The sequence below is a fragment of the Wolbachia endosymbiont (group B) of Athalia cordata genome, assembly GCF_947251845.1.
Taxonomy (GTDB): Bacteria; Pseudomonadota; Alphaproteobacteria; order Rickettsiales; family Anaplasmataceae; genus Wolbachia.
In genome coordinates this window covers 1,175,460-1,199,714 of sequence record NZ_OX366383.1, presented here as the reverse complement: position 1 = coordinate 1,199,714, position 24,255 = coordinate 1,175,460, and the positions used below count along the sequence as shown (strand labels likewise).

The window sequence follows — 24,255 nt, the reverse complement described above, 5'->3', positions numbered from 1 at the left end:
AGAACAGCAAAATGCTCTTTTGGCAAACTGGAGTTAGAAAGGGAGCAAATGTTTTCAATAGAAAAGTTGATAGTGACTTAATCAAAGCAGCAAAGGAATACAAAATTGGTTTTATTCGTCTTGCTCCTGACAAATTTGAAACTACGCAACGTGACTTCCTCTTAGGCAATGTAGACAATTATCCGGGCCTGATTTCCAAAGATCTGAAAGTTCTGAAAGATGTTTTAGATGCTTTTCATCAACAAAAAATACCAGTAGTATTAACGATGCTTAGCTTACCTGGATCTAGATGGAAGCAAAATAATAACGATAAAGATGATTTACGTTTATGGTCAGATCAAGCTTTTCAAAAACAAGCAGCAAAATTTTGGCAAGATCTTGCGAAAGAGCTTAAAGATCATCCTGCTATTGTTGGATATAATATCTTAAATGAACCACATCCAGAAAGGCTTTATAATACTGCAGATTCGGCTATTTATAACGTAGAACAAAGCAAAGTTCAGAAAAATCTATTTGGCTTTTATAGCAGCGTGGTAAACAGTGTCCGCCGAATTGACCTAAAAATCCCTATCATACTGGACAGCAGTAGTTATGGCGATCCTCAGGCTTTCGATAAATTAAAACCACTTAATGATCACAATGTTCTTTATTCATTTCACATATACGAGCCTTTTGTTTATACAAATTTAAAACTAAACCAGGGGAAATTTTTCTATCCAGGATATATTTGTTCTGCTGACACAAATAAAACAGAGTACTGGAATAGAAATACACTCAGATCATATATAGAACCAGTCAAAGTTTTCCAAGAGAGATATAATATACCAAATTATAAGATCTTTGTTGGAGAGTTTGGCGGGCATCGCTGTTCAAAAGGATTAGAGAACTATTTTCGAGATCTTACTTCTATTTTTAATGAATATAATTGGCACTTTGCTGTTTATGGTTTTCGTGAAGACGTGTGGGACGGTATGGACTATGAACTTGGAAACGAGAAGCTTTCATGGAAAGACTGGCAAGCAATTGAAAAAGGTACAATGAAAAAAAATTACTTACCAGATAATCCTATTTTTAAGGTATTGAGAGAGGGGTGGTCAAAGTAAGTTAACTAGTTTTTGGCCACTCATCATAAAAAAATATTTCTTCTATTGGTCTTCTTTTCTTCTTACTTGTTTCAGCGCCATCTTCTTCGTAACCAACCGCTATCACTGACATTACATTAAAATCATCGGATATGTTGAATTTTTCTACTATTTTATCTCTATCAAATCCACCCATTTGATGAGCCATTAAGTTCATAGCTGCAGCCTGTAGCATAAGTGCATAATTTGCTGCACCAGTATCGTGATTAGCCCAAAAATTTTCACCTTTGTCAGATTTACGGAAATTCTTAGCGCTTAGAGATATAATTAGTATTTGTGCATCTTTTGCCCACTTTTGATTAGATTCATCAAGGCAATTTAGCAGCTTTTCCCATGCGCTTTGATTGTTCTGTTTGTTGCATATTACGTATCTCCAGGGTTCATCACCAAAACATGAGGGAGTCAGCCTTACAGCTTCCATTAAAATATCCATGTCTTCCTGAGATATTGCTCTTGTAGGATCGTATGAACGTCCGCTGTGTCTTGCTTTCATCAACGATAATAGATCTTGTTTACTCATCATTTTTAATTTAATAGTGCATAAATAATTCATTGTAGCACAATATGAGCAAAATTTAAATTGCAAAACCTCTCATACACATATATGACATTTAATAAGTTATTTTTATTGGGAAAGTATGTTTATAACACAATCTAGCAGCAGATCAACACTGGCTGAAATATTGTCTTGCGTTTTACTTTTATTCTTGATGGCTCAAATAAGCATACCATTGCAGCCTGTGCCTATCACATTGCAAACTTTAGGAGTAATGCTTATTGGGCTTAAATTTAACCGCAGAACAGCATTCTATTCTGTGCTTACATATCTATCACTTGGTGCAGCAGGATTGCCTGTTTTTGCGAATTTTTCTGGTGGTTATCACATTTTTCTCGGGCCAACAGGTGGATATTTGATTGGCTGTTTAGTTGCTGTTGTAGTAATGAGCAGAGTAAATGAATTACTGAACTCTAAATATAAATCATTTATGTGTAATTCTTTAAGTTGTCTGGCGGGTACAGTCGTAATCTTTATTTGTGGTATTAGTTGGCTTACTATTTACGTGGGTCTGAAACAAGCAATAATGGTAGGTGTTTTACCATTCATCCTTCCTGGTTTGGTAAAAATTTTTCTACTTGTAGCAGCTTTGCAGTATTTGAAAAAGTGATAAGGTTTCGTCCTCATCATTTTATGTGCACTCTTGCATTTCAAGGGTATGGATATTCTCAGAGCTTTGTAGAAAATTACAAAAAGATAGCAAGTAAAGTAATTAGTGATCCTAATACTAAAATCGAAGTAGTTGATAATCTTGACACTATTTGTAGTGTTTGCCCAAACCAGACTAAACAAGGTAAATGTACCACACAAGCTAAAGTTTTAGAGCTAGATAGAAGGCATATGGAAATTTTAGGAATAAAAATTGGCGAGATTTTGACCTGGAGTAAAGCAGTAAAAAGAATTAGAAAGAAAATGTCTTTAGAGAAATTTGACTACGCATGTGAGGAGTGTAATTGGCAACCATATGGAATCTGTAGAAGTGCTCTTTTAACTCATTCTAAATAGTATCTGCCAATTAATAATATCTTTATTATTATATTAGATAAGTAATTTAGCATTTATGAATTTGTAATGTGTTGCGTATAGTTCAAATAAATAAGATTTACTGGTTACGCGCTGCAGCCAATGCCACAACACTAGGATCTATGTTTGTCTGCATGTTAATTTGCGTTGTGATTTTATGGAGGTCTTCTGTTACCTATGCTAGTGAAAATTTGGAGATACAGAAGGTCTTTGATAGTGTTGTCAAGCATATAAAAGCTGATAAAAAATATAAAGATCTTGATGTTATCGAGAGAAAAAGTGACAAATTTAATATCAAAATTTCGCAGAATTCTGGCAAGAATTTTGACATATACTCTATTTTAAAAAAAGCAAAAGATTCCTTTGAGTTAGGAGATAGTGAAACAGCTACTTCTCTCCTCAATCAGATTATCGCAAAATTTCCTTATCATGAAAGTGCTTTAATTGGACTAGGGAATATCTATTACGCTAACAAAGAATTTAAAAAAGCTGTAGAGATTTACACAAGACTGTTAAAAGAATATCCTAGCAACCCTTATGTATTAAAGAATTTTCTGACGATAATCTCACAATATGATCCTAATTTAGCATTGAGTGAAATGTTGAAATTGTATGATACACTCAGAAATAGCGCCCCTTTATCAGCAAATTTAGGTTTGATCTATATGAAAAAAGGGGATTACGTAAAAGCTAAAGAATATATGAAAGCAGCAATTTCTTTAGATCAAAACAATATTTTTTATACCTATAATTTAGCTGTTATTCTAGATAAGCTCTCAGATTTTAAAAATGCCACAGCATGTTATTCAAAGTTGTTGAACATGTCAAAAAATGCAAGTGAAAGAATACCTTTATACAAGGTAGTAGCAAGGCTAAAATTTATACAACTCCATAGTGCGCACCCAGCGATTCCATAAGAGTTGCTTGTATCGCTATTTTTGTTTACAACAACAACATTGAACTATAGAATTATATCTAGAGGGGCAATTAGCTCAGCTGGTAGAGCATCTCGTTTACACCGAGGAGGTCGGCAGTTCAAGTCTGTCATTGCCCATTAGCCTAGTTGAATATTAATATTACAATTATTTCAATCAAAGTATAGAAAATGCAAGACAACATAGTACCAGTTTCAATAGTGAAAGAGCTAGAGGATTCTTATCTCTCCTACGCAATGAGTGTGATCATAAGTCGAGCTATACCTGATGTGCGAGATGGATTTAAACCTGTTCATAGGCGCATATTATACGCAATGTCGAGGGCTGGGTTCGATGCCGGTAAACCGTATAAAAAAGCAGCTCGTATAGTCGGGGATGTAATGGGAAAATATCACCCACATGGTGACATGGCTATCTATGACTCCTTGGTCAGGATGGCTCAAGATTTTTCTCTTCTTTTACCACTTATTGATGGGCAAGGTAACTTTGGTTCGATAGATGGAGATCCGCCAGCTTCAATGCGATATACAGAAGCAAGACTCCACAGAGTGTCGCATTTTTTACTAAATGATATTGACGAAGATACAGTTGATTTTAGGCCAAACTATGATGGAAATGAAACAGAGCCTGTTGTACTGCCTGCAGAATTTCCGAATCTATTGGTAAATGGTGCAAGCGGTGTTGCAGTTGGTATGGCAACCAATATTCCTTCTCACAACCTTGGAGAAATAATAGATGCTTGTATGTTATATATAGATAATCCTGAAGTTACTTTGGATGAGTTACTTGAAGTGATGCCAGGACCGGATTTCCCAACTGGGGGAACGATTCTTGGAAGGTCTGGAATAAGATCAGCATTTGCAACGGGTCGTGGATCAATTGTTGTGCAAGGCAAGACTCACATGGAAGACCTGTCACAAGATAGGCAAGCAATAGTGATTGATGAAATACCTTACCAGGTAAATAAAGTAAAATTAATTGAGAAGATAGGTGAGCTTGTAAAAGAAAAAAGAATTGATGGCATAACAGAAATTAGGGATGAATCTGATAAGTCTGGTATTAGGGTAGTAATTGACCTCAGAAGAAATGCTGAAGCAAGTTTTATACTTAATCAAATATTGGGACTAACTCCACTAAGAAGTAGTTTTAGTGTTAACACTTTAGTCCTCAACAACAACAGGCCTGCTTTGATGTCGTTGAAAGAAATTATAGCTGCTTTTATTGATTTTAGAAAAGAAGTATTAATCAGGAGAACAGAGTTTCGTCTAAGAAAAACGAGGGAAAAAGCTCATATATATATAGGGCTCTACATTGCGGTCTTGAGCATAGATGAAGTGATAAAAATCATCCGTGGTGCAAAAGATCCTGCGGAAGCAAGTAGAGAACTTTTAAATAAAGAATGGAAAACTTCAGCTGAGATAAACACAATTATTGGATTAATCTCAGACAGCACAAGCTTTTTGAAAGACGGAGTGTATAGATTAACTGAGCTGCAAACGAAAGCTATTCTTGACATGAAATTGCAACGTTTAACAGGCCTTGAAAAAGACAAATTAGAAGCTGAGCTAAGTTCAATGATCAACCTGATAAAAGAATATATCGCTTTTCTTGGCTCAGGAGAGAAGTTGATGAAAGAAATAAAAAACAATCTACAAGAAATAAAGAACAGATTTGCTGTGCCGCGAAAAACTTCAATAGAGGAATCAGATACGGACATTGAAGCTGAAGATCTAATTCCACAAGAGGATATGGTGATAACCGTAACTATGAATGGTTATATCAAGCGTGTGAAGCTTTCTCATTATAGAACTCAGCGTCGTGGTGGAAAAGGAAAGCTAGGACAAGGATTAAAAGAAGAGGATGTAACCACAAAATTATTTGTTGGGAATACCCACACTAGCCTTTTATTCTTTTCTAATATTGGCCGAGTTTATAGATTAAAAGTTTATAAGTTACCTCTTGCAGAGCCAACTGCACGTGGAAGAGCACTTGTTAATATATTTCCGCTTAGCGATGGTGAAACTATAACTAATATAATGCCATTACCAAGTGAAAATGACGAAAATCAAAACATAGTTTTTGCTACTGCTCATGGGAACATAAGGCGCAACTCTTTAGCGGATTTTCACTATATTCCAAGCAATGGAAAAATAGCAATCAAGCTCGATGAAGGAGATAAGTTAATATCAGTTAAAGTATGCAATGAAATTGATCATGTTTTTCTTTCAACAAGATTCGGCAAAAGTATCAGATTTGTTGTAAGTGATGTGCGTCAATTTAAAAGTCGCAATTCAGATGGCGTAAGAGGTATCAAACTTGCAAAGAATGACAGCGTGATATCTATGACCATATTAAATGGGATAGGTGTAGCAACAGAAACAAAAGAACTTTACTTAAAAGTTCCACTTGCAAAAAGACTGGGGACTGCAATTAATAACTCCATTGATTCTAAATTGGAAAAGACTTTGAATGATTTAGGAATAGATAACAAACTGTTCTTAACACTTGCAATGAATGAGGAGTTCATATTAACTATTACTGAAAATGGCTTTGGTAAAAGAACTTCTGCGTACGAGTATAGGGTAACAAATAGAGGTGGTGTTGGTATTACAAATATCCTTACTACCGACAGAAACGGTAATGTTGTTGCTAGCTTTCCAGTTGAACAGGGTGATAATATCATGCTTATTACAGATAAAGGAAAGTTAATTCGTATTTCAGTAAATGATATCAGAATTGCAGGACGTAGCACTCAAGGAGTCACTCTGTTTAAAACAGAGAGTAGAGAAAAGGTGGTGTCAGTAGCGAAAATTGAGGATCCCGATTCCACTGAAGATAGTATTTCCGAAATTGAAAACTCTGTTTATTCTTAACTGTATAGCAAAGGTTAAGCAAATAGTGCAAATTTCTATTGATTAATCTATAATATTTAAATTAAAATATATGTCTATGTTCAAGTAGAGATTGATGGATAAGAAGTTAACTAAAAATAAAAAATCATTGACGAATGAGAAGAATAAAAAAACATCTCTTGTTAAAGATTTTGCCAAAAATAAGAGTAGAAGAGATTTTATCACATTAACTACGTGTGCCATGGCAGGTATAGGAGCTGCAAGCGGTCTTTGGCCATTGGTTAAGTCTATGAATCCTTCTGCTGAGGTTTTAGCGATGTCTACGGTTGAGGTTAATCTATCTGATATTCAAGAAGGACAAGGAAAAAAGGTAAAATGGCAAGGTAAGCCAGTATTTATCCGCAAGCGCACAAAACAAGAGATTGAGGCTGCAAGAGCCATAAATGCAGAAAATTTGAGAGATCCTGAATCAGATGAAAAAAGAGTATACAAAGGAAAAGATGAATGGTTAATTATGATTGGAATATGCACCCATCTTGGATGTGTACCAGTTGATCACGCTACAAAAGACGGCAACGGTTGGTTCTGCCCTTGTCACGGTTCATATTATGACACATCAGGCCGAGTAATTGGCGGTCCTGCACCAAAAAATATGGCTATACCTGACTACTTTTTTCCAAGTGAAAATATTGTAGTAATTGGCAAGAAGGCTTAACGGATTTTCATAATTAAAGTAATAAAAGTATATTGCATTTCAAGAAGCACACTGACTTCATAGGCAAAGCTCTTGAAGTCTATCAAGCTAATTTTATACTATGCACATATTCGGGTGATAATTAAGAAACTTGCCTGCCAAATCTTCAGAGTTGACAGCTAAATTTAAAACTTGTTCCTTTGCGTCAGAAAAATTCTGACTAACTTGCTTAAAGTTATTTTCTAACTCTTCGAGGATGGAGCTGAAATTAAAAAAACTTTTCTGCATTTTATCAAGATTTTGAGTTATATAGCTTAATACATAAAGATAGAGACAAGAGGGGAAGAGATATGGTAAAGCAAGAAAAAGCTGAAAGTGAGGGAATAAATGGAGTCACCATATCAATATGAATTAAGGGAAAGAGTGATTTCAGTGGAATCGGGATGGCTTTGTTGCATCGCTCAAGTGAAAAGAACTGGCAGTTACTGACAAAATTCATTATAAATAGCCATTTAACTGTTGAAGAAAAAATATGCCACAGAAAATGAAAGTCAGTAACCAAAACGAATATAACAAATTCCTTGAAAAAAGGGGGAATATTTTTCGTTACATCGATGAAGCTATCGAAAATTGGTATGAAAATAGTCCAAAAATGCAGGGCGGCAACTATATTTATAGTGATAAAGTTGTGATTTTGGTGCATATAATCGTCAGTTTCTTTAGAATTGGTTTAAGACAAACAGTCGGGTTTATAAAAGGGTATTTGCAACAAATAGGAAGAGATTTGCAGCTATTCACAAGCATCAAAAAAAACTTAATATTAAGATAAATGATTGCAGAAAATAATATAGAAGATATCGAAATTGCTATAGACAGTACAGGAATTAGTATATACAACAACACACAGCAAGGAAAATAGCACTGACAGAGTGGCTATGAGCAAACGAGAAAATTGCACGTAATGTTGAATATAAACAACAAAAAAGCCATAGCTGTAAAATACAGTAACGGTGTCTACTCTGATCACTTGTGATTTGCTAAAAGAAGTTGATTTTCAGCATGCCATAAAAGCACTATATGCAGATAGAGCATGTGATAGGCACAAGTTTTATAAGTTGTGTAACGAATATGATATAAAGACAAAAATTCCACCAATAAACAATGCGGCAGAACATCCAGAAATAGATTATATGTCTGACAGGAATGCTGCTATTAGGTTAATAAAATTATACGGTGAAGATGGCATGAAAGAATGGAAAAAGAAGTAAATTATGGGAAAAGATCTTATATTGAAGGGTTTTTCTCAAGATTAAAGCAAATATTCGGATTTAGTTTTAGGAATAAATCTGAGATAAATCGAGAAAAAGAACTAAATGCTATTTGCTTAATAAATTCACTGATATTGGTATGGCTAAATTTGAGATAGTTACATGAATTTACCATAAATCACCATCTCATAAAGTGTGATGGGGAGTGTTAAATAAACTGTGTCAAATCGCATTTTTAGTTCAACTCGATTTTTAACCTACTAGGAAAAAAGATATCAAGTTGAGAGATAGTTAAAGCCCAATCATGTATAGGCATAGTCCATTTTTCTCTTACCTTTTTTATAGCACAATATACCTGTTTATACAAGGCATTTGTGCTAGTAAATGAACCCTTGGTTTTAGTAAATTTTCTGATCTGTCTATGTAGTCCCTCAATAGGATTTGTGGTATAAATTAATTTTCTTACAGGGCCAGAATATTTTAAATAACTAGACAGATTTTCCCAATTATTCTCCCAAAACCAACGGATATTTTTCTCCCCATTTTTCCTCCAGTTCAAGTAAATAATTCTCGGCAATTTCTCTACTTGATATGTTTTTTTCAAATCATTCATGAAAACTTTTGCTCGATGCATATTTCAGTGAATTTCTTATCTGATGTACTATACATTTCTGCTTTAGGAAATACACTGTTTATAGCTTTAGGAAAGCTTTTTAACACAAGCTATCAGAATATCATCTACTCCTCTCTCTTTTAGGTCATTTAGTACTCCCAACCAGAACTTCACTTTCAGCCAAATAAAAACCCAAAACTTCTTTTCTGCCATTTTGCTAATATGTTATACATACATTTGCTTACACAATGCCCGTCCTCCTTGACCTTAAAAAACCATAAACACTATTGGATACACTGATTGCAGCGGACGACTGCGCCATTCGTTGATTACCGGTAACAATTTGTCAGTAATACTTGATATCTCTGCTGCAGATATTTTATATTTCTTCTACATGCGATGCTATATCCCATGCCACTGGCATATGTACTTAAAACCTTTGCTTCAAGTTCGGTTTGTTTGCCTTTTTCTGACTACTTGTGGCTCGAAACTTCCTTCTCTATCTCTTGGTATCAATAGTTCAAATACTTGTCCGTAAAGTCTTTGAATTTCTTCGGTTGTTTTCTTCGCTTTTAGCCGACAAGTGATTTTTTATTTCACCTTCCAGAATCGCTTCCAGTAGCCTTTTTACAAACGGTGTTAATGCACCATCTCTTCCTGTCAATGGTCTTCCTTCTCGTATAGATGATAAGATATTTGTTTCTAATTCTTTATAGTCTACCAAAACGGTAGTTCTGTTTGCTTGACTCATTGTCAAACCTCCATTTTTTTATCAATTTATTACTTTACTTCTCGGTTTGACACAGTTTATTTAACACTTCCCTAAGTACGTAAGAAAAAACACTCCTATACTGAAAGTACAAGCATTTGTTGAGATTATTAGGAATGTAAAACCTAGCAGAAATCTTGATAATTCAAACGCTGAACAACTTCAAGCTATTGATAGAAAAATCCCTTAATTGTACATAGGCCAAGTCGGCTTATGTGTTCTTATTCTCACTTTGTAAACATGCCAATAATTTTATCCATTATTCCGCCCATATTTGCTTCAGCTTGAGTGTGTGCTATCTTACCACCGTGTGAAATTAATTTGGGATCTGCGCCAGGTGATATATTAACAAATTTACTACCAACAACTCCACTGCTAGTGATTAGGGCTGAGCTATCAAATGGGAGTTTTATATCCCTACTTATACACATGTCGATTCGTGCTATGTAGGTAGCTTTGTCGAGTGATACACCAGTTATGCTTCCGACTTCCACACCAGAGATCTTGACACTATCACCAACTCCTACACCGTTAGCATCAGTAAAAAGGCCATGTATTTTATAACAATCCTTATAGTTTTTCTTTATGTAAGATAATTTATCAATAGCGAAGAAGATAAGAAAAACAGTAAAAATTAATACAAATGAACCAGCAGTTATTTCAAGTATATTTGACCTTCGCATCTTTAGTTATTAGGATTCCAGCTTTCATAGTAATTTTTCACCTTTTGGTTTGGGTAGTATGCATCTTTTGTACCTGTTAAATTAGGAATTTTTCTTTTGTTATTATTCACTGGTACTGCATTATCAGTATAATGCAGCCATATATGCCATGCTGGAGGAATTGTTGTAGGCTCAGAAACATTGTCATATATTACCCATCTTTTTCCTTTACTTGATTCATAGTAAGAATTTCCGTTTTCGTCCCTTCCTATAAGTTCACCTTCTCTCCGCAATAGGCTCGTTACTGTATTATAAATTTTAGACAACATAAAGGTGTTAAAACAAAAAGTATTATATATACTAATACTTTAACGATGTATTAACAACAGTTTAATGCAATTACCAATTCTACAAGTTATTATACCAATAATTGCGTCGATGTTCTGCTTTCTTACCAGGAAACATAGGGTGTCCTGGTTTATCTCTTTTTTTACAACGGCAGCTATTTTCTTTATTTCATTAACGTTGCTAGTGAAAACATACAATGGTGAAATTATAACTTATTATCTTGGAGATTGGGCTCCTCCATACGGAATAGAATTGAGAATCGACATATTGAACTCCTTGATTCTAACTTTGGTGAATTTTATAGCGCTGATTAGCGTGCTTTATAGCTTTTATATTAACGAGAAAGAAATTAGCAAAAACAAGATCACTGGTTTTTACTCTCTATTTCTACTGTGCTTAAGCGGACTACTTGGGATTCTAGTAACAAACGACATATTCAATCTTTATGTTTTTTTGGAAATTTCATCTCTTTCTTCTTATGTATTAGTTTCAATGGGAAGGGACAAAAAAGCCCTGATTGCAGCATTTGAATACCTAATTAGTGGTACTGTAGGAGCAACATTTTACTTGTTTGGCATCGGCCTTTTATACTCTATGACCGGAACGCTCAACATGTCTGACATGGCTGAAAGAATAGTACCATTATACGATAATAACATCATAAGACTTGGTACATTATTCATTTTTGTTGGTCTCTCAATCAAAATGGCACTATTTCCACTCAGCAGATGGCTGGTTAACGCATATAGTGAAGCACCTAGCTTCGTTAGCGTATTCTTTTCAGGTACAGTAACCAAAGTGATGATATATGTTTTTATCAGAATCTTTTACACTGTTTTTCAGCAAAATTTTTTCTTACCACTGCATAATGTGATAATTATCCTCGCACTTTGCGCTATTGTATTTGGATCAATATCTGCAATAATCGAAAAAGATATAAAAAGACTGTTTGCTCACTCCAGTATCAGTCAGATTGGCTATATACTTTTAATGCTGGGTTTAAATTCAAAATCAGGTTTGTTTTCAGCAGTTCTTCACATAGTAAATCATAGCATGATAAAAACGTCTTTATTCATGGTTGCAGGGTGTATTTCTTATAAGGTTGGTATGACAAAAATAGAAAATTTATCAGGACTAAAAAAGTCAATGCCCTATACAACACTCGCATTTACTCTACTTAGTTTAGCATTAATCGGTGTACCCTTGACAAATGGCTTTGTAAGTAAGTGGTATATGATGCAAGCAATTCTTGAATCTCATGCATGGGTCTCTCTGATGGTTTTTGCTGTTAGCTCTTTTTTTGCATTAGTATACATTTGGAAAATGGTTGAGAAAATGTATTTTGAAAACAGTACAGCATCAAACGCTGGAATGACACTTAATGAGGTACCATTGCTTATGCTCTTTTGTCTATTATTTATGGCAATTTTAACGGTAATAACTGGGATATATAGTAATCCAATTCGGTTGGTAATTAATAAATTTGCTTTTTGATTTTCTTATGTTTTATTGTATCTAAAAGTCTGTAAAGTTTTCGCTGTGGATAAGCTGAAGAAGATTCACTTATTATTAGTCATGAACGTAATAGCTCTGTTTTGCGTTGGCATTGTTGTTCAATATTCTTCTGCTGGAGGAAAGTGGGCTCCATTTGCAATTCACCAATTGGTCATATTCTCTTTCTTCCTTTTGCTTGCTATAGCTATGTCATTTATAGAGCTAGATTTTTATTTGAAGCACGCTTATTTTTTTTACATAGCAGCAGTAATTGCGCTGTTAGCAGTAAATTTTTTTGGCTCGCATATAATGGGTGCAACGAGATGGATAAGAATTGGGTCAATTAGTTTACAACCATCAGAATTTGTAAAAGTGGGCTTAATACTTGCACTTGCTTGTTATTTTAATAAACAAAGTGTGTATAAAATGATGAAATTTCAAAGCTTATTTAAGCCACTTATAATTATTTTCTTACCTGTATTCCTTGTATTGAAGCAACCTAATTTAGGAACAGCTGTAATAATATTGTTTATAGGAGCATCAATCATATTCACAGCAATAATGGAGAGACCTCATTTAATAATTTTTGGAACTCTTGGCATTTTCGCAATACCAGCTATTTGGCCTTTTTTGCGCCCTTATCACAAGCAAAGGATATTATCATTTTTGGATTCATCAGTAGATCCACTTGGAATAGGTTATAATGCACAGCAATCTCAAATAGCTATTGGTTCAGGAGGTTTGTTTGGTAAGGGATTTATTAATGGAAGTCAAACTCAACTTGGATTTTTGCCAGAGAAACGAACAGATTTTGCTTTTGCGGTACTGAGTGAGGAATGGGGTTTTTTAGGCAGCATGACTTTGGTTTTACTCTATACCACATTGCTTGCTATAATATTCTCCATTGCTTACAGGTCAAAAAATTACTTTTCTAAGTTAATATCTATCGGGGTTTTTGCCTTTTTTAGTGCTCATTTCTTTATAAACATTGGAATGACAATAGGCTTCTTACCTATAATAGGTGACCCACTTCCATTTCTATCCTATGGCGGAAGCACAACTGCTGCGAGCTTAATATGTATAGGATTGCTACTTAGTTCCGTGGCATCTACAAAGGACTTAAAGCTAAGTTTCCGATTTCACCCATAGAAAGAGCTTAGACAACCATCACTCTGCTAATGGTTAACGTCTTATTCTTCAATGAGAATCCCATTTTACGGTGCTTAAATCTATTCCCTCTTGTACCATTTCCAAAAGTGGGCTCATCTCTCTTAGCCGTCCAACATTTTTAGTAACAAGATCTGCTGCATATAGAACTTCATCTTTAGTTGTAAATCGGCCAAGGCCAAATCTAATTGATGAATGCTCAAGATCGTGGCCATTGTTTAGTGATCTTATGACATAAGAAGGCTCAAGGGATGCAGATGTGCATGCAGAACCAGAGCTTACTGCTAAATCCTTGATTGCCATGATAAGAGACTCACCCTCAACATAAGGAAAACTTAAGTTAAGGTTACCTGGAATCCTATTTTCGTAGTCACCATTTAAAACAACATCAGGAAATGCCTCTTTTATTTTGTTGTACAAAATATCTCTCAACTCTTCTAATTTGCTTGCTTCTATTTCCATTTCTTCTTTAGCGATACGTGCCGCTTCACCAAAACCAACTGCAAGGGGAGTAGGAACTGTTCCAGAGCGCATGCCTCTCTCCTGTCCACCACCACTAATTAGTGGCGTCAACCTAACACGAGGATTTTTTCTACGGACATATAATGAACCTATTCCCATAGGTCCATAAATTTTATGGCTAGAAAGGCTCATAAGATCAATGTTCATTTCATTTACGTCTATTGGAACTTTTCCAAAGCTTTGGGCAGCGTCTGTATGAAAAAATATATTATGCTTTCTACACATTGCACCAATTTCTTTGACAGGTTGCATTACTCCGATTTCATTATTTGCCATCATCACTGAAATCAGAATTGTTTTATCAGTGATTGCCTCCTCAAGTTTCAACAAATCTATAATTCCGTTTTGCTTAACGGACAAATATGTAACTTTAAAGCCTTCATTTTCCAGATGTCGACAAGAATCTAAAACGCACTTATGCTCTGTGCAGACAGTTATTATATGATTTCCCTTATTCTTATAAAAATGAGCAACACCTTTGATAGCCATGTTATTTGATTCGGTTGCACCCGATGTAAAGACGATTTCTTTGCTGTCTGCATTCACTAAATCAGCAATGTGCTTCCTTGCTTTTTCTACTGCTTCCTCAGCTGTCCAACCAAATGAATGGCTACGAGAGTGTGCATTACTAAACTCACCAAAATAAGGTATCATCACCTCCAAAACACGAGGATCTACTTTAGTAGTAGATTGATAATCGAGAAATATTGGTAATTTTATTTTAGCATTGCGTATTTTTTCCATATTCATAGTCAGGTTTCAGCATAGAAGTTACAATATTTAGTAGCACTAAAGCTTAATTTTTTCAAGATATTGATCTTACCCAGAAAAAGTAGACAGGTAGTTAAGACGTTTTTTTCATGAAAATGATGAATCAAATTTTTCAGGAATGCAATAGTTAATAGTAGAATGTCTACGTTGTTTGTTATAAAAAATTTCTATGTATTCAAATATTGCGGTTCTAGCTTCTTGTGCGGAGTGTTGTGAGGTATCAATGAGTAATTCCCTCTTTAGTGAACTAAAAAAGCTCTCCGAAATGGCTTTGTTGCATGGCTCAAGTAAAAAAAACTGGAAGTTACTGACAGAAATCATTATAAAACAGGTATTTAACCACCAATATGCCAGTCAAAATGAAGGTCAGTAACTTCCAGTTTTTTTTACTTGAGCCATGCAACAAAGCCATCCTTGATCGCTATGAAATAGTAGATTTTTAACGGGTTTGCGCCTATCAACAGCCATCAATAAAGCATCTATAACTAATTGCTTATTTATTGAATTACTCATTGACCAACCAACTACCATGCGTGAATATAAATCTATTATTGCTGCCAAATATAGCCATCCTTCGTTGGTGTTTATGTATGTAATCCCATATCTTGTTTGGCTGATCAGTGGTGAAATTCTGATCCAATATGTTAGGAGTTATAACTCTATTGTCTGTTTGAAGTTTCTTAGTCTTAAACCTTCGTCTAAGTTGGGCTTGAATGCCATTTTCCTGCATAACATTTTGCACTGTTTTGATGTTATAATTTTTACCTAAAACCTTTAATTCAGCGTGGAGCTCCGTATCTGCATTGTGACGCTTGATATATCTTTTGAATATCTTTTATGAGCTCTTCTCTTGTTGATTTTTTATTACTTTTTTCCTTAGAAATCCATTTATAATAACCACAAGCAGATACGTTCAAAAACCTGCATAGCTCTCTTATTTTACAGCAGTTTTCATGCTCTTTTATAAAAGAATATTTCACTCTTTTTGGTTTGCAAAATATCCCAGGGCTTTTTTTAAAATATCTCTTTCTCTAGTTACTCTTGCCAGTTCTTTCTTTAAATCAAACCGTTCTTTGTCATAAGGAGCCAACTTTCCTTTTCCTGGAAACGCGTCTGTCCCAGACATTTTATCATTGTATTTTTTTACCCACCTGCTTAATGAATCGCCGTTAATACCCAGATCTCTTGCTATTTTTGCTGATGATTGACCTGTTTCTTTAAATTTTAAAAAGTTCATGTTAGTCTCCTATAGTGTTAGTGGAATTTACTTTATGGTGGTGTCAGCCTCTTTGGTGTCATCTCAGCGTCCTTTTTCTTGTCATCTAAGTAGCCCTTTCCTTGTCATTCCAGTGCTTGACACTGGAATCTAGTTTCACCTTATGATGGTGTTATTCAAGTAGCCTCTATCCAAGTGCCCCTTTGGTGTCATCAGAGTAGCTGACACTGGGATCACTGCCATTAAGTTAAGGGGAAGTGATGGACTGTATTGTAAAATCAGGTAAGATCCACAAATTAAAAGAAGTAATGACATGAGTAAAAAAAAGAATAATCATGTTTATAAAAAATAAATTGATGAGTTTAAACTTTATAAACGCACACAGAGCATCCTCAAAAGACTTCTCACGAAAAAGAAAGCTGCCCTTCATTAATGTATTTCTCCTGATTTTTAGAAAGAGTGTAAAGTCATTACAAGTAATGCTTAATGAGTTTGTTCTGCATACAAGAAAAGATTACACAATTACGGCAAGTGCATTTACTCAAGCAAGAAAGAAGCTAAAGCATACTGCGTTTTCAGAGTTAAATGATGATATAGTTTCCCTATACTACCAAGATCAGGAATTTAAAACCCACCATGGCTTCAGAGTACTTGCATTTGATGCTTCAATACTGATTCTGCCAAAGAGCGACAAAATAATAGGCGAGTTTAGCTCAAGAGCAGTATGGAATGGAATCCAGAGATTTGAAGACTATACAAGTGCAACCTTTGAAGTTTGCTACGATGTGCTAAATAATATTGCAATAAAATCTGTGCTAAGTAGAGGTGACAGCTATGAGGTTGATTTAGCGATCGGTATGCTTGAATCCATAAAATCAGACGATTTGTTAATCTGTGATAGAGGATACGTATCTTATCGATTTCTTGCTGAGCTTACAGGAAGGAAAATCAATTATATAATTCGCTGTCCAAGTTCGTCTTTCAATGAAATAAACGCTATGTTTAAGCCGGAAAGCCCATCTAGTACGGTGGTAGTGTCTACCGCACCTATTAAAGTAGCAAGACAGCTACGAAAGCTAGGATTACCTGATGAGATGAAATTCAGGTTAGTCAAAATAATACTTTCTTCTGGAGAAGTTGAAGTGTTAGTAACATCATCTGTTAGATGAGCAAAGTTTTACAGTCGAAGAGTTTGAGAGATTATATTACTTGCGCTGGGGAGTAGAAACATTTTTTTCTAGGCTGAAGGGAAGATTAAATTTAGAGAATTTCACAGGAAAAAGTATTGAAACTATCAAGCAGGATTTTTGGTCAACTATCTTCATCAGTAATCTAGAAAGTATCATGATAGAAGATGATGAAGAGACATTGAGCGCACAGAATAGTAAACTAAAAAAAAGCATCAATAAATCTGTCTCATTTAATGCGATTAAAAACTTAGCCTTTGATATTTTTTCTACAGAGTCAGACATAGACTGCATTATGGATCGACTATCACAGTTATTTTTGATGAACACTTTAGTGGTAAGAAAAGGGAGAAGAGTTGATCGTCATAAGATATCTGATATTCGTTCACTCAACTACCAGAAAAGAGCTAGAAAACATGTGTTTTAAATTCAAGATATCTTTTCAGTATCATTGTATTAGTACATTCTTTGCAAAATAACCTGCAATTATTACTTTTTTAAATAACTTGCACTTTTCAGACTCCCTTTTCTTAAAAATTCACCCTAGTATTTACCATAATTATCAATCACTTCAAATTTTTTGTCCAATCTTAACTTCTCTTTCCCTTAACTTAATGGCAGTGTAAACAAAGTAATCTAAAATATAGAGAAAATACAACGGTGCTTGATACATAGCTATTGCGATTTTATCCTCTTTTTGTCATTTTAGTGCTAGAATGATATTCTGCTAGTGAAGTTTATTCTTTGATATATTAACTATAAATATAGAGAAGTCTTACTAAATAAAAAGGTAAAAGGAACCTCTGAGTAGTGAAATTTTGACTCTATATTACTGTAAGTGGTGCTGTAATAATGTTCTAACAAGCGCGACTTGGCTGAGTATAGAAAAAATTTAAAAAACCGCTATAATTTTACGTAATCTACCAATAAACACCTAAGTTTTTACTGGATTTTGTGATTGATCCTACAGTCAAAAACAAATTTTGAGTCATAAATACTTTTAGTGCCATAATAAAATAGGGAGGTTTGTCAAGTAAAGTTCTTTATTTCATCAGATGCGCTGCCAAATTGTTATGCAAGCAAGTTTTTTAGTTTTCGTATATCCGAAGTAATTCTTGCGCATTGGCCTTGATTAGAGTCGGACATTCTCTATCATTTAATAATGAATGCAATATTTCAATTGCACCTTTAATGTCGTTACTGTGTATCTTTACTATAGCGATAGCTTCTTGGCTTGAATAAGGGTACACCGCATTTGATTCTAAATTACTAATTTTATCTCTATTTGTTTTTTCACCGCTGGAGTGAAGTAAGCTCATTACTTCTAAGTATTGTGCTAACTCACGCAAAATATCAGGAGCATCTTTATCGTCTGCCAAATCATTATAAATAATAGATGCTGTGTCTGTTGGCATTGAATCTGAGATATGATTGAATGCGCGTTCAAAATTTGCTAAATACTCCCAATTTGAATCTATTTCTTCTAGCAGTGACTTATTATCTTTTTTTAAGAATAATACTTCGTAAAATTTGTCACCTGCAGTTATAGATTGTTTTGTGTTATCAATGTTGCGCAATAAGTATAATGTGATGCCAACTAACATTGGCGCGAGTGCAAGCAGAAAGATGTATTTTTTCATGGTAATATTCCAAATAGTTATATATTTATACATTAATGCTTTTGATTTGCAAAAACATATTGACATAGTGATTATATCACATAATAATATTCTTAGAGTTGTTTGAATAGTTGGAGATTAAAATATTTCTAAAGTAGAAATAAAGACAGCAGTATCAAGCTAAATTATTTTTTGTCGGATTTATCCGATGTACCCTCAACCTTTTATAGGTTGAAGTCTAAATTTGAGAGTTTGATCCTGGCTCAGAATGAACGCTGGCGGCAGGCCTAACACATGCAAGTCGAACGGAGTTATATTGTAGCTTGCTATGGTATAACTTAGTGGCAGACGGGTGAGTAATGTATAGGAATCTACCTAGTAGTACGGAATAATTGTTGGAAACGGCAACTAATACCGTATACGCCCTACGGGGGAAAAATTTATTGCTATTAGATGAGCCTATATTAGATTAGCTAGTTGGTGGAGTAATAGCCTACCAAGGCAATGATCTATAGCTGATCTGAGAGGATGATCAGCCACACTGGAACTGAGATACGGTCCAGACTCCTACGGGAGGCAGCAGTGGGGAATATTGGACAATGGGCGAAAGCCTGATCCAGCCATGCCGCATGAGTGAAGAAGGCCTTTGGGTTGTAAAGCTCTTTTAGTGAGGAAGATAATGACGGTACTCACAGAAGAAGTCCTGGCTAACTCCGTGCCAGCAGCCGCGGTAATACGGAGAGGGCTAGCGTTATTCGGAATTATTGGGCGTAAAGGGCGCGTAGGCTGGTTAATAAGTTAAAAGTGAAATCCCGAGGCTTAACCTTGGAATTGCTTTTAAAACTATTAATCTAGAGATTGAAAGAGGATAGAGGAATTCCTGATGTAGAGGTAAAATTCGTAAATATTAGGAGGAACACCAGTGGCGAAGGCGTCTATCTGGTTCAAATCTGACGCTGAAGCGCGAAGGCGTGGGGAGCAAACAGGATTAGATACCCTGGTAGTCCACGCTGTAAACGATGAATGTTAAATATGGGAAGTTTACTTTCTGTATTACAGCTAACGCGTTAAACATTCCGCCTGGGGACTACGGTCGCAAGATTAAAACTCAAAGGAATTGACGGGGACCCGCACAAGCGGTGGAGCATGTGGTTTAATTCGATGCAACGCGAAAAACCTTACCACTTCTTGACATGGAAATCATACCTATTCGAAGGGATAGGGTCGGTTCGGCCGGATTTTACACAAGTGTTGCATGGCTGTCGTCAGCTCGTGTCGTGAGATGTTGGGTTAAGTCCCGCAACGAGCGCAACCCTCATCCTTAGTTGCTATCAGGTAATGCTGAGTACTTTAAGGAAACTGCCAGTGATAAGCTGGAGGAAGGTGGGGATGATGTCAAGTCATCATGGCCTTTATGGAGTGGGCTACACACGTGCTACAATGGTGTCTACAATGGGCTGCAAGGTGCGCAAGCCTAAGCCAATCCCTAAAAGACATCTCAGTTCGGATTGTACTCTGCAACTCGAGTACATGAAGTTGGAATCGCTAGTAATTGTGGATCAGCATGCCACGGTGAATACGTTCTCGGGTCTTGTACACACTGCCCGTCACGCCATGGGAATTGGTTTCACTCGAAGCTAATGGCCTAACCGCAAGGAAGGAGTTATTTAAAGTGGGATCAGTGACTGGGGTGAAGTCGTAACAAGGTAGCAGTAGGGGAATCTGCAGCTGGATTACCTCCTTAGGCTTTGTACGTAATTCACCATTTCAAATAATAGTGTCATTATGTACTATACTGCTGTCTTTACTTCTACTTTATTTTTTAATTTCTCGATAACGAAATTTTATGAGTAACAGGCCTCTTTCCCCACATTTACAAATATATAAAGTACAAGTTACTAGTTTTTTTTCTATTATGCATAGATTGACTGGTATCTTGCTATTTTTTTTATTAATCATACTTTCTTGGTATTTTATATTATATGTTTACTCCCCTAAGTTAATTATAGTAAGGTGCTTAAATGCATTATTGTTCACTCCTGTTGCTAAATTAGCTTATATCTTATGCTTTGTAAGCTTTATGTATCATTTTCTTAATGGTATTCGTCATTTATTGTGGGATGCTGGGCTTAATTTAGAAATTGCTAGTGTTTTAAAAAGTGCTATGTTACTAACAATAATGCTATTTCTTTCTACTATGGCTTTTTTATTTATATTTATATGAGTCAATCTGTAAATTCAGTACATCATTGGTGGATCCAGCGTGTTTCTGCGGTGATTTTGTTATTTTTATTTCCTTGGTTTATTTACTCATTTTCTTGCACATTTTATGTTGATAGCCCTTTATCTTTTAATGAAAAATTATTTCAGGCTATTAATCATCCACTAGAGCTTTTGTTTTTTGTTATACTGGTGTTTTGCATTTTTTGGCATGCAGTTCTTGGAATGCAGGTAGTGTGTGAAGATTATATAGACAGCGTACCTCTAAGGATTTTTACAATTACATGCATGAAATACTTATCAAGCATTACTTATATAGTCCTTGCTTTTACGACTTTTTTCTTTTATAGGCATATTTTCTTGTAAAGTTGCCAGTTCTATGTTAATATATTATTAGTGTACTAGTTTTATTATTGAACTATAGCGATTTTGGTTTAGCAATATGTTAGAGACATTGAAAAAGTTGGGGATAGACCTTACGCTAAAGGTGAAGGATCTATTTAGTTCATCTGAGTCTCAAGTTTATGTCAAAGACCTTAGAAAGGTAATGATATATGAGGATGGAAGAAAGTGTCAATATCCAAAAAATTATGATCAGATTGTAGATTCTGGGAGAGTTGTAAAAAAAAATGACAAGCTTGTAAAAGATAAAGACGGAAATCCAGAGTACCAGCTTATATATAATGAATACAAATTTGATCTAGCCTTGGTTAAGGAAATTGATAAAAAATCTTACTTTACTACTGACTTTTTAGTTAGTAAAATTGGGCGTGAGGTTAATGATTATAGTAAATTTTATAATCCATTTAAGTTTTCAAAAATAGATCTTGAAAAACACTTGCCGGTCTTTGAGGTTGATACTAAGTTACTTAGATTAACTAATTCTTCTTTTCTTGCTAAAAAAGGTTGTTTCATCAATGATGAAACGGGAGAAGTTGATGAGAAAGATAGAGATGAAAAAGGAAGAAATGGAAAATTACTATACGCTAGTGATTACAAGAAGCTAAGCACCCATTTTTCAGAAATTAGAGATCAGGATGGTAATCTAGAGCTAGATAAAAGTCTTATATCTGTTTCTATCGTTTTTGCTACAAGCTTGGCTAAAGTTTGTACTAAATTGTTGACCTCTCTTCCTATAAAGTTAGGGGAGTATTTAATAAGCGAACAAAACCCAATTGCAAAGTCTTTTGGCTATCTTTTGTTCACCCCTGCAATGGCAGTAAAAAATTTAGTGAATATGGGAGCTACCATACTTAAGGCTCCAATTTTATTGTTTGTAGCAAATGAGAAAAAGTATGGTGATGCTTATCTTACTATGTGGAAACACCAATTGAAAGAATGTTGGAAAGAAGTAAAAAGCGACTTTAATGTTGTTACAAATGGGGAAAGGCCAAAGCCGAAGCAGAAGGATCATAAGCCACTTAGCATAGCGGGTACATGGAAAGAGCTTAACGCTAGAAAATCAGATATTGAAAAAAACTTAGAGAAGGGGTTGAGCAAAAATAGTGAAAGTATAGATAAATCTAGAGAACTAGGTGTTGGAGAAAGCTTAAAGGAAAAGTTGCAAAACAAAACTGATGAAAAAGTAGCTGCAGCCGTTAATCAAAAAAGCAACACTCCTTATATTGATAGAGAGAGAGAAAGAAGACAAGATTCATCAAAAAATTTAGGGACTCCATCACGCTCGTAGTCAACCATCACTTTAAATTACTTTTTACTTTAATCATCTCACAATAAAAACTTGCATGCATTTTGCCGTTAGTATAAGATATTAATCAAATAATTAATATCTTAATTAAATGCGCCCTGTAATACTGTGTGGTGGTAGTGGCAGCAGACTTTGGCCTCTATCTAAGCCAAAGCAATTTCAGAAAATATTTAGTCAGAATACTATGTTTCACAACACTTTGTTGAGGTTAAAAGGCGATTATATGCCACCCATCATTACCACAAATATACAATATGAGTCATTATTGATGCAGGAATTACATGCATTACAGGAATGTAAAGTAGTTTTTGAACCAGTTAAAATTGGGACAGCGGCAGCAATACTAATTGCTGTGCTTCTCTGCGATAGGAACGAGACAATCTTAGTTCTGCCTTCAGACCATTTTATAGGTGATTTGAATAGTTTTTATGTTTCTATTGAGAAAGCGTCTGAGCTAGCCTCTAAAACTAACTCTATAGTCACTTTTGGGATAAAGCCTCATGAATTCAATTCGGAATACGGCTATATAAATGCAGTATATGGTCAGAAAGGGAAATATCACATAGTAAAGAGCTTTATAGAAAAGCCTGAATATGAGCTGGACAATAATCATTATTGGAACTCTGGAATATTTGTGTTTAAAGCAAAACGCTATATAGATGAGATAAAAAAAATTGCTCCGACTTTCTATAATTTATGTTGTGAAAGTATGAAGCATTTTGTACCACGAGAGAGATTTCTGTATTTAGAACAGCAAAATTGTGCAGGAATGGGTGATACATCTATTGATCACCTAGTGATAGAAAAAGCAGAAAATATTGCAATGGTAGAAGCTAATTTTGATTGGATGGATATTGGTACTTGGAGTTCAGTTTTAGAACTGAGTAAGAGATTTAGTGAGAATTTAGTTTCATTTCAGCATGTAACAAAAGGAAGAGAGCCAGTTTTGATGACAGAAAATGGTGAAAAGATTTTATTAGGTAGAGTTTATAAACGGCAAAATAAGAGCCTAATGTTGTTCATTAATAAAGTTAAAGAAGCAAAGACAACAAGGAAAGAGATTAAGCCATGGGGATTTTATAGTGTGATTTTAATGGGTAAGGATTTTCTTATAAAATACCTTTTTATAAATCCACTGAGCTGCACTTCTAAGCAATTTCACCACTATAGAGATGAGTACCATATAATACTATCAGGGGTTGGATGCGTGAGTTTAGATGACAAAACATATGCTATAACAAAAAATCATGTAGTAGAGATTCCAAGGAAGGTGTTTCATAAAATTGAGAATAAAAGTACAAGATTTCCTCTTGAGATAGTTGAGTTTCAGGTAGGAAAGTTTTTATCTGATAATGATATAGTAAGATTGGACGATATATATGGAAGGTCTTAATATAGAATATTGAATATATTCTATAAGCTTGCTAAATTTAGACAACCTAATTTGAGGTAAAGGAAAAATTACAGTTATATGAAGCATAAAAAGTAT

18 protein-coding genes, 1 tRNA gene, 1 rRNA gene and 5 pseudogenes are annotated in these 24,255 nt (G+C 34.9%); 17 read left to right on the top strand and 8 right to left on the bottom strand.

The window, feature by feature from the left end; all coding sequences use genetic code 11:
• The first annotated feature begins 11 nt into the window (after window positions 1-11).
• Window positions 12-1,103 (top strand): glycoside hydrolase family 5 protein, encoded by a 1,092-nt coding sequence (locus OPR30_RS05525; protein ID WP_265030592.1) that lies wholly within the window; start codon window positions 12-14, stop codon window positions 1,101-1,103.
• 1 nt (window position 1,104) lies between these two features.
• On the opposite strand, the gene OPR30_RS05520 is transcribed toward OPR30_RS05525, so the two are convergent.
• On the bottom strand, window positions 1,105-1,695 hold the full coding sequence (locus OPR30_RS05520; RefSeq protein ID WP_010403959.1) for a nitroreductase family protein: 591 nt from the start codon (window positions 1,693-1,695) through the stop codon (window positions 1,105-1,107).
• Window positions 1,696-1,780: 85 nt separating this feature from the next.
• On the opposite strand from OPR30_RS05520, the gene OPR30_RS05515 reads away from it, so the two are divergent.
• The 7 genes and pseudogenes from OPR30_RS05515 to OPR30_RS06435 all read left to right on the top strand — a co-directional run bounded on the left by OPR30_RS05515 (window position 1,781) and on the right by OPR30_RS06435 (window position 8,636).
• Window positions 1,781-2,308 carry a biotin transporter BioY gene (locus tag OPR30_RS05515; protein ID WP_010403957.1) on the top strand — a complete coding sequence of 176 codons (528 nt, stop codon included), beginning with the start codon at window positions 1,781-1,783 and terminating at the stop codon, window positions 2,306-2,308.
• Complete coding sequence (locus OPR30_RS05510) at window positions 2,305-2,703, top strand: DUF1284 domain-containing protein (protein WP_064085958.1); 399 nt, start codon at window positions 2,305-2,307, stop codon at window positions 2,701-2,703. Before OPR30_RS05515 ends, OPR30_RS05510 begins: the two co-directional genes overlap by 4 nt.
• Window positions 2,704-2,771: 68 nt before the next feature.
• Window positions 2,772-3,638 (top strand): tetratricopeptide repeat protein, encoded by an 867-nt coding sequence (locus OPR30_RS05505; protein WP_265030591.1) that lies wholly within the window; start codon window positions 2,772-2,774, stop codon window positions 3,636-3,638.
• A gap of 64 nt (window positions 3,639-3,702) precedes the next feature.
• Window positions 3,703-3,775 (top strand) — tRNA-Val (locus OPR30_RS05500).
• Window positions 3,776-3,826: 51 nt separating this feature from the next.
• Complete coding sequence (gene gyrA, locus OPR30_RS05495) at window positions 3,827-6,529, top strand: DNA topoisomerase (ATP-hydrolyzing) subunit A (protein WP_265030590.1); 2,703 nt, start codon at window positions 3,827-3,829, stop codon at window positions 6,527-6,529.
• Between the two features lie 94 nt (window positions 6,530-6,623).
• A complete protein-coding gene (petA, locus tag OPR30_RS05490; RefSeq protein WP_006014178.1) occupies window positions 6,624-7,223 on the top strand; it encodes a ubiquinol-cytochrome c reductase iron-sulfur subunit in 600 nt (199 codons plus the stop codon).
• Window positions 7,224-7,734: 511 nt separating this feature from the next.
• A pseudogene (locus tag OPR30_RS06435) lies at window positions 7,735-8,636 on the top strand (IS5 family transposase).
• Window positions 8,637-8,705: 69 nt separating this feature from the next.
• On the opposite strand, the pseudogene OPR30_RS05475 reads toward OPR30_RS06435, so the two are convergent.
• From OPR30_RS05475 to OPR30_RS05465, 3 genes and pseudogenes are all read right to left on the bottom strand, one after another.
• A pseudogene (locus OPR30_RS05475) lies at window positions 8,706-9,834 on the bottom strand (IS256 family transposase).
• Between the two features lie 245 nt (window positions 9,835-10,079).
• Entirely contained in the window at window positions 10,080-10,535 is a 456-nt protein-coding gene (gene mlaD, locus OPR30_RS05470) for an outer membrane lipid asymmetry maintenance protein MlaD (protein ID WP_265030589.1), read from the bottom strand.
• A gap of 2 nt (window positions 10,536-10,537) precedes the next feature.
• The gene (locus OPR30_RS05465) at window positions 10,538-10,843 is read right to left on the bottom strand and encodes an NADH-ubiquinone oxidoreductase subunit NDUFA12 family protein (protein WP_265030588.1); all 306 of its coding nucleotides are present in this window, start codon (window positions 10,841-10,843) and stop codon (window positions 10,538-10,540) included.
• Between the two features lie 64 nt (window positions 10,844-10,907).
• Here OPR30_RS05465 and OPR30_RS05460 point away from each other — a divergent pair, with 64 nt between their 5' ends.
• Together OPR30_RS05460 and rodA are read left to right on the top strand one after the other, a co-directional pair.
• Window positions 10,908-12,356 carry a proton-conducting transporter transmembrane domain-containing protein gene (locus tag OPR30_RS05460; protein ID WP_265030587.1) on the top strand — a complete coding sequence of 483 codons (1,449 nt, stop codon included), beginning with the start codon at window positions 10,908-10,910 and terminating at the stop codon, window positions 12,354-12,356.
• Between the two features lie 45 nt (window positions 12,357-12,401).
• Entirely contained in the window at window positions 12,402-13,505 is a 1,104-nt protein-coding gene (gene rodA / locus OPR30_RS05455; RefSeq protein ID WP_264376531.1) for a rod shape-determining protein RodA, read from the top strand.
• A gap of 48 nt (window positions 13,506-13,553) precedes the next feature.
• Here rodA and OPR30_RS05450 read toward each other — a convergent pair whose 3' ends face one another.
• Together OPR30_RS05450 and OPR30_RS06345 are read right to left on the bottom strand one after the other, a co-directional pair.
• Window positions 13,554-14,795 (bottom strand): IscS subfamily cysteine desulfurase, encoded by a 1,242-nt coding sequence (locus OPR30_RS05450; protein ID WP_264375172.1) that lies wholly within the window; start codon window positions 14,793-14,795, stop codon window positions 13,554-13,556.
• Window positions 14,796-14,903: 108 nt separating this feature from the next.
• Window positions 14,904-15,092, bottom strand: a pseudogene (locus tag OPR30_RS06345) (IS3 family transposase); the annotation flags it as partial.
• Between OPR30_RS06345 and OPR30_RS05445 the strand changes: the two are divergent.
• The gene (locus OPR30_RS05445; RefSeq protein WP_265030586.1) at window positions 15,040-15,189 is read left to right on the top strand and encodes a hypothetical protein; all 150 of its coding nucleotides are present in this window, start codon (window positions 15,040-15,042) and stop codon (window positions 15,187-15,189) included. The pseudogene OPR30_RS06345 and the gene OPR30_RS05445 sit on opposite strands and share 53 nt — an antisense overlap.
• Before the next feature lie 34 nt (window positions 15,190-15,223).
• Here the strand turns inward: OPR30_RS05445 and OPR30_RS06430 are convergent.
• Window positions 15,224-16,053, bottom strand: a pseudogene (locus OPR30_RS06430) (IS3 family transposase); the annotation flags it as partial.
• A gap of 314 nt (window positions 16,054-16,367) precedes the next feature.
• Here OPR30_RS06430 and OPR30_RS05430 point away from each other — a divergent pair.
• A pseudogene (locus OPR30_RS05430) lies at window positions 16,368-17,646 on the top strand (IS4-like element ISWpi18 family transposase).
• 661 nt (window positions 17,647-18,307) lie between these two features.
• Here OPR30_RS05430 and OPR30_RS05425 read toward each other — a convergent pair.
• Window positions 18,308-18,925 carry a hypothetical protein gene (locus tag OPR30_RS05425; RefSeq protein WP_265030584.1) on the bottom strand — a complete coding sequence of 206 codons (618 nt, stop codon included), beginning with the start codon at window positions 18,923-18,925 and terminating at the stop codon, window positions 18,308-18,310.
• A 153-nt stretch (window positions 18,926-19,078) separates the two neighbouring features.
• On the opposite strand from OPR30_RS05425, the gene OPR30_RS05420 reads away from it, so the two are divergent.
• The 5 genes from OPR30_RS05420 to OPR30_RS05400 all read left to right on the top strand — a co-directional run bounded on the left by OPR30_RS05420 (window position 19,079) and on the right by OPR30_RS05400 (window position 24,159).
• Window positions 19,079-20,582, top strand: a 16S ribosomal RNA gene (locus OPR30_RS05420).
• A 102-nt stretch (window positions 20,583-20,684) separates the two neighbouring features.
• On the top strand, window positions 20,685-21,062 hold the full coding sequence (sdhC, locus tag OPR30_RS05415) for a succinate dehydrogenase, cytochrome b556 subunit (protein ID WP_265030583.1): 378 nt from the start codon (window positions 20,685-20,687) through the stop codon (window positions 21,060-21,062).
• Entirely contained in the window at window positions 21,059-21,424 is a 366-nt protein-coding gene (gene sdhD, locus OPR30_RS05410) for a succinate dehydrogenase, hydrophobic membrane anchor protein (protein WP_010407127.1), read from the top strand. Before sdhC ends, sdhD begins: the two co-directional genes overlap by 4 nt.
• Window positions 21,425-21,500: 76 nt before the next feature.
• Window positions 21,501-22,748: a hypothetical protein gene (locus OPR30_RS05405; RefSeq protein ID WP_265030582.1), complete on the top strand. Its 1,248-nt coding sequence runs from the start codon at window positions 21,501-21,503 to the stop codon at window positions 22,746-22,748.
• A gap of 109 nt (window positions 22,749-22,857) precedes the next feature.
• The gene (locus OPR30_RS05400) at window positions 22,858-24,159 is read left to right on the top strand and encodes a sugar phosphate nucleotidyltransferase (RefSeq protein ID WP_265030581.1); all 1,302 of its coding nucleotides are present in this window, start codon (window positions 22,858-22,860) and stop codon (window positions 24,157-24,159) included.
• Window positions 24,160-24,255 lie beyond the last annotated feature (96 nt).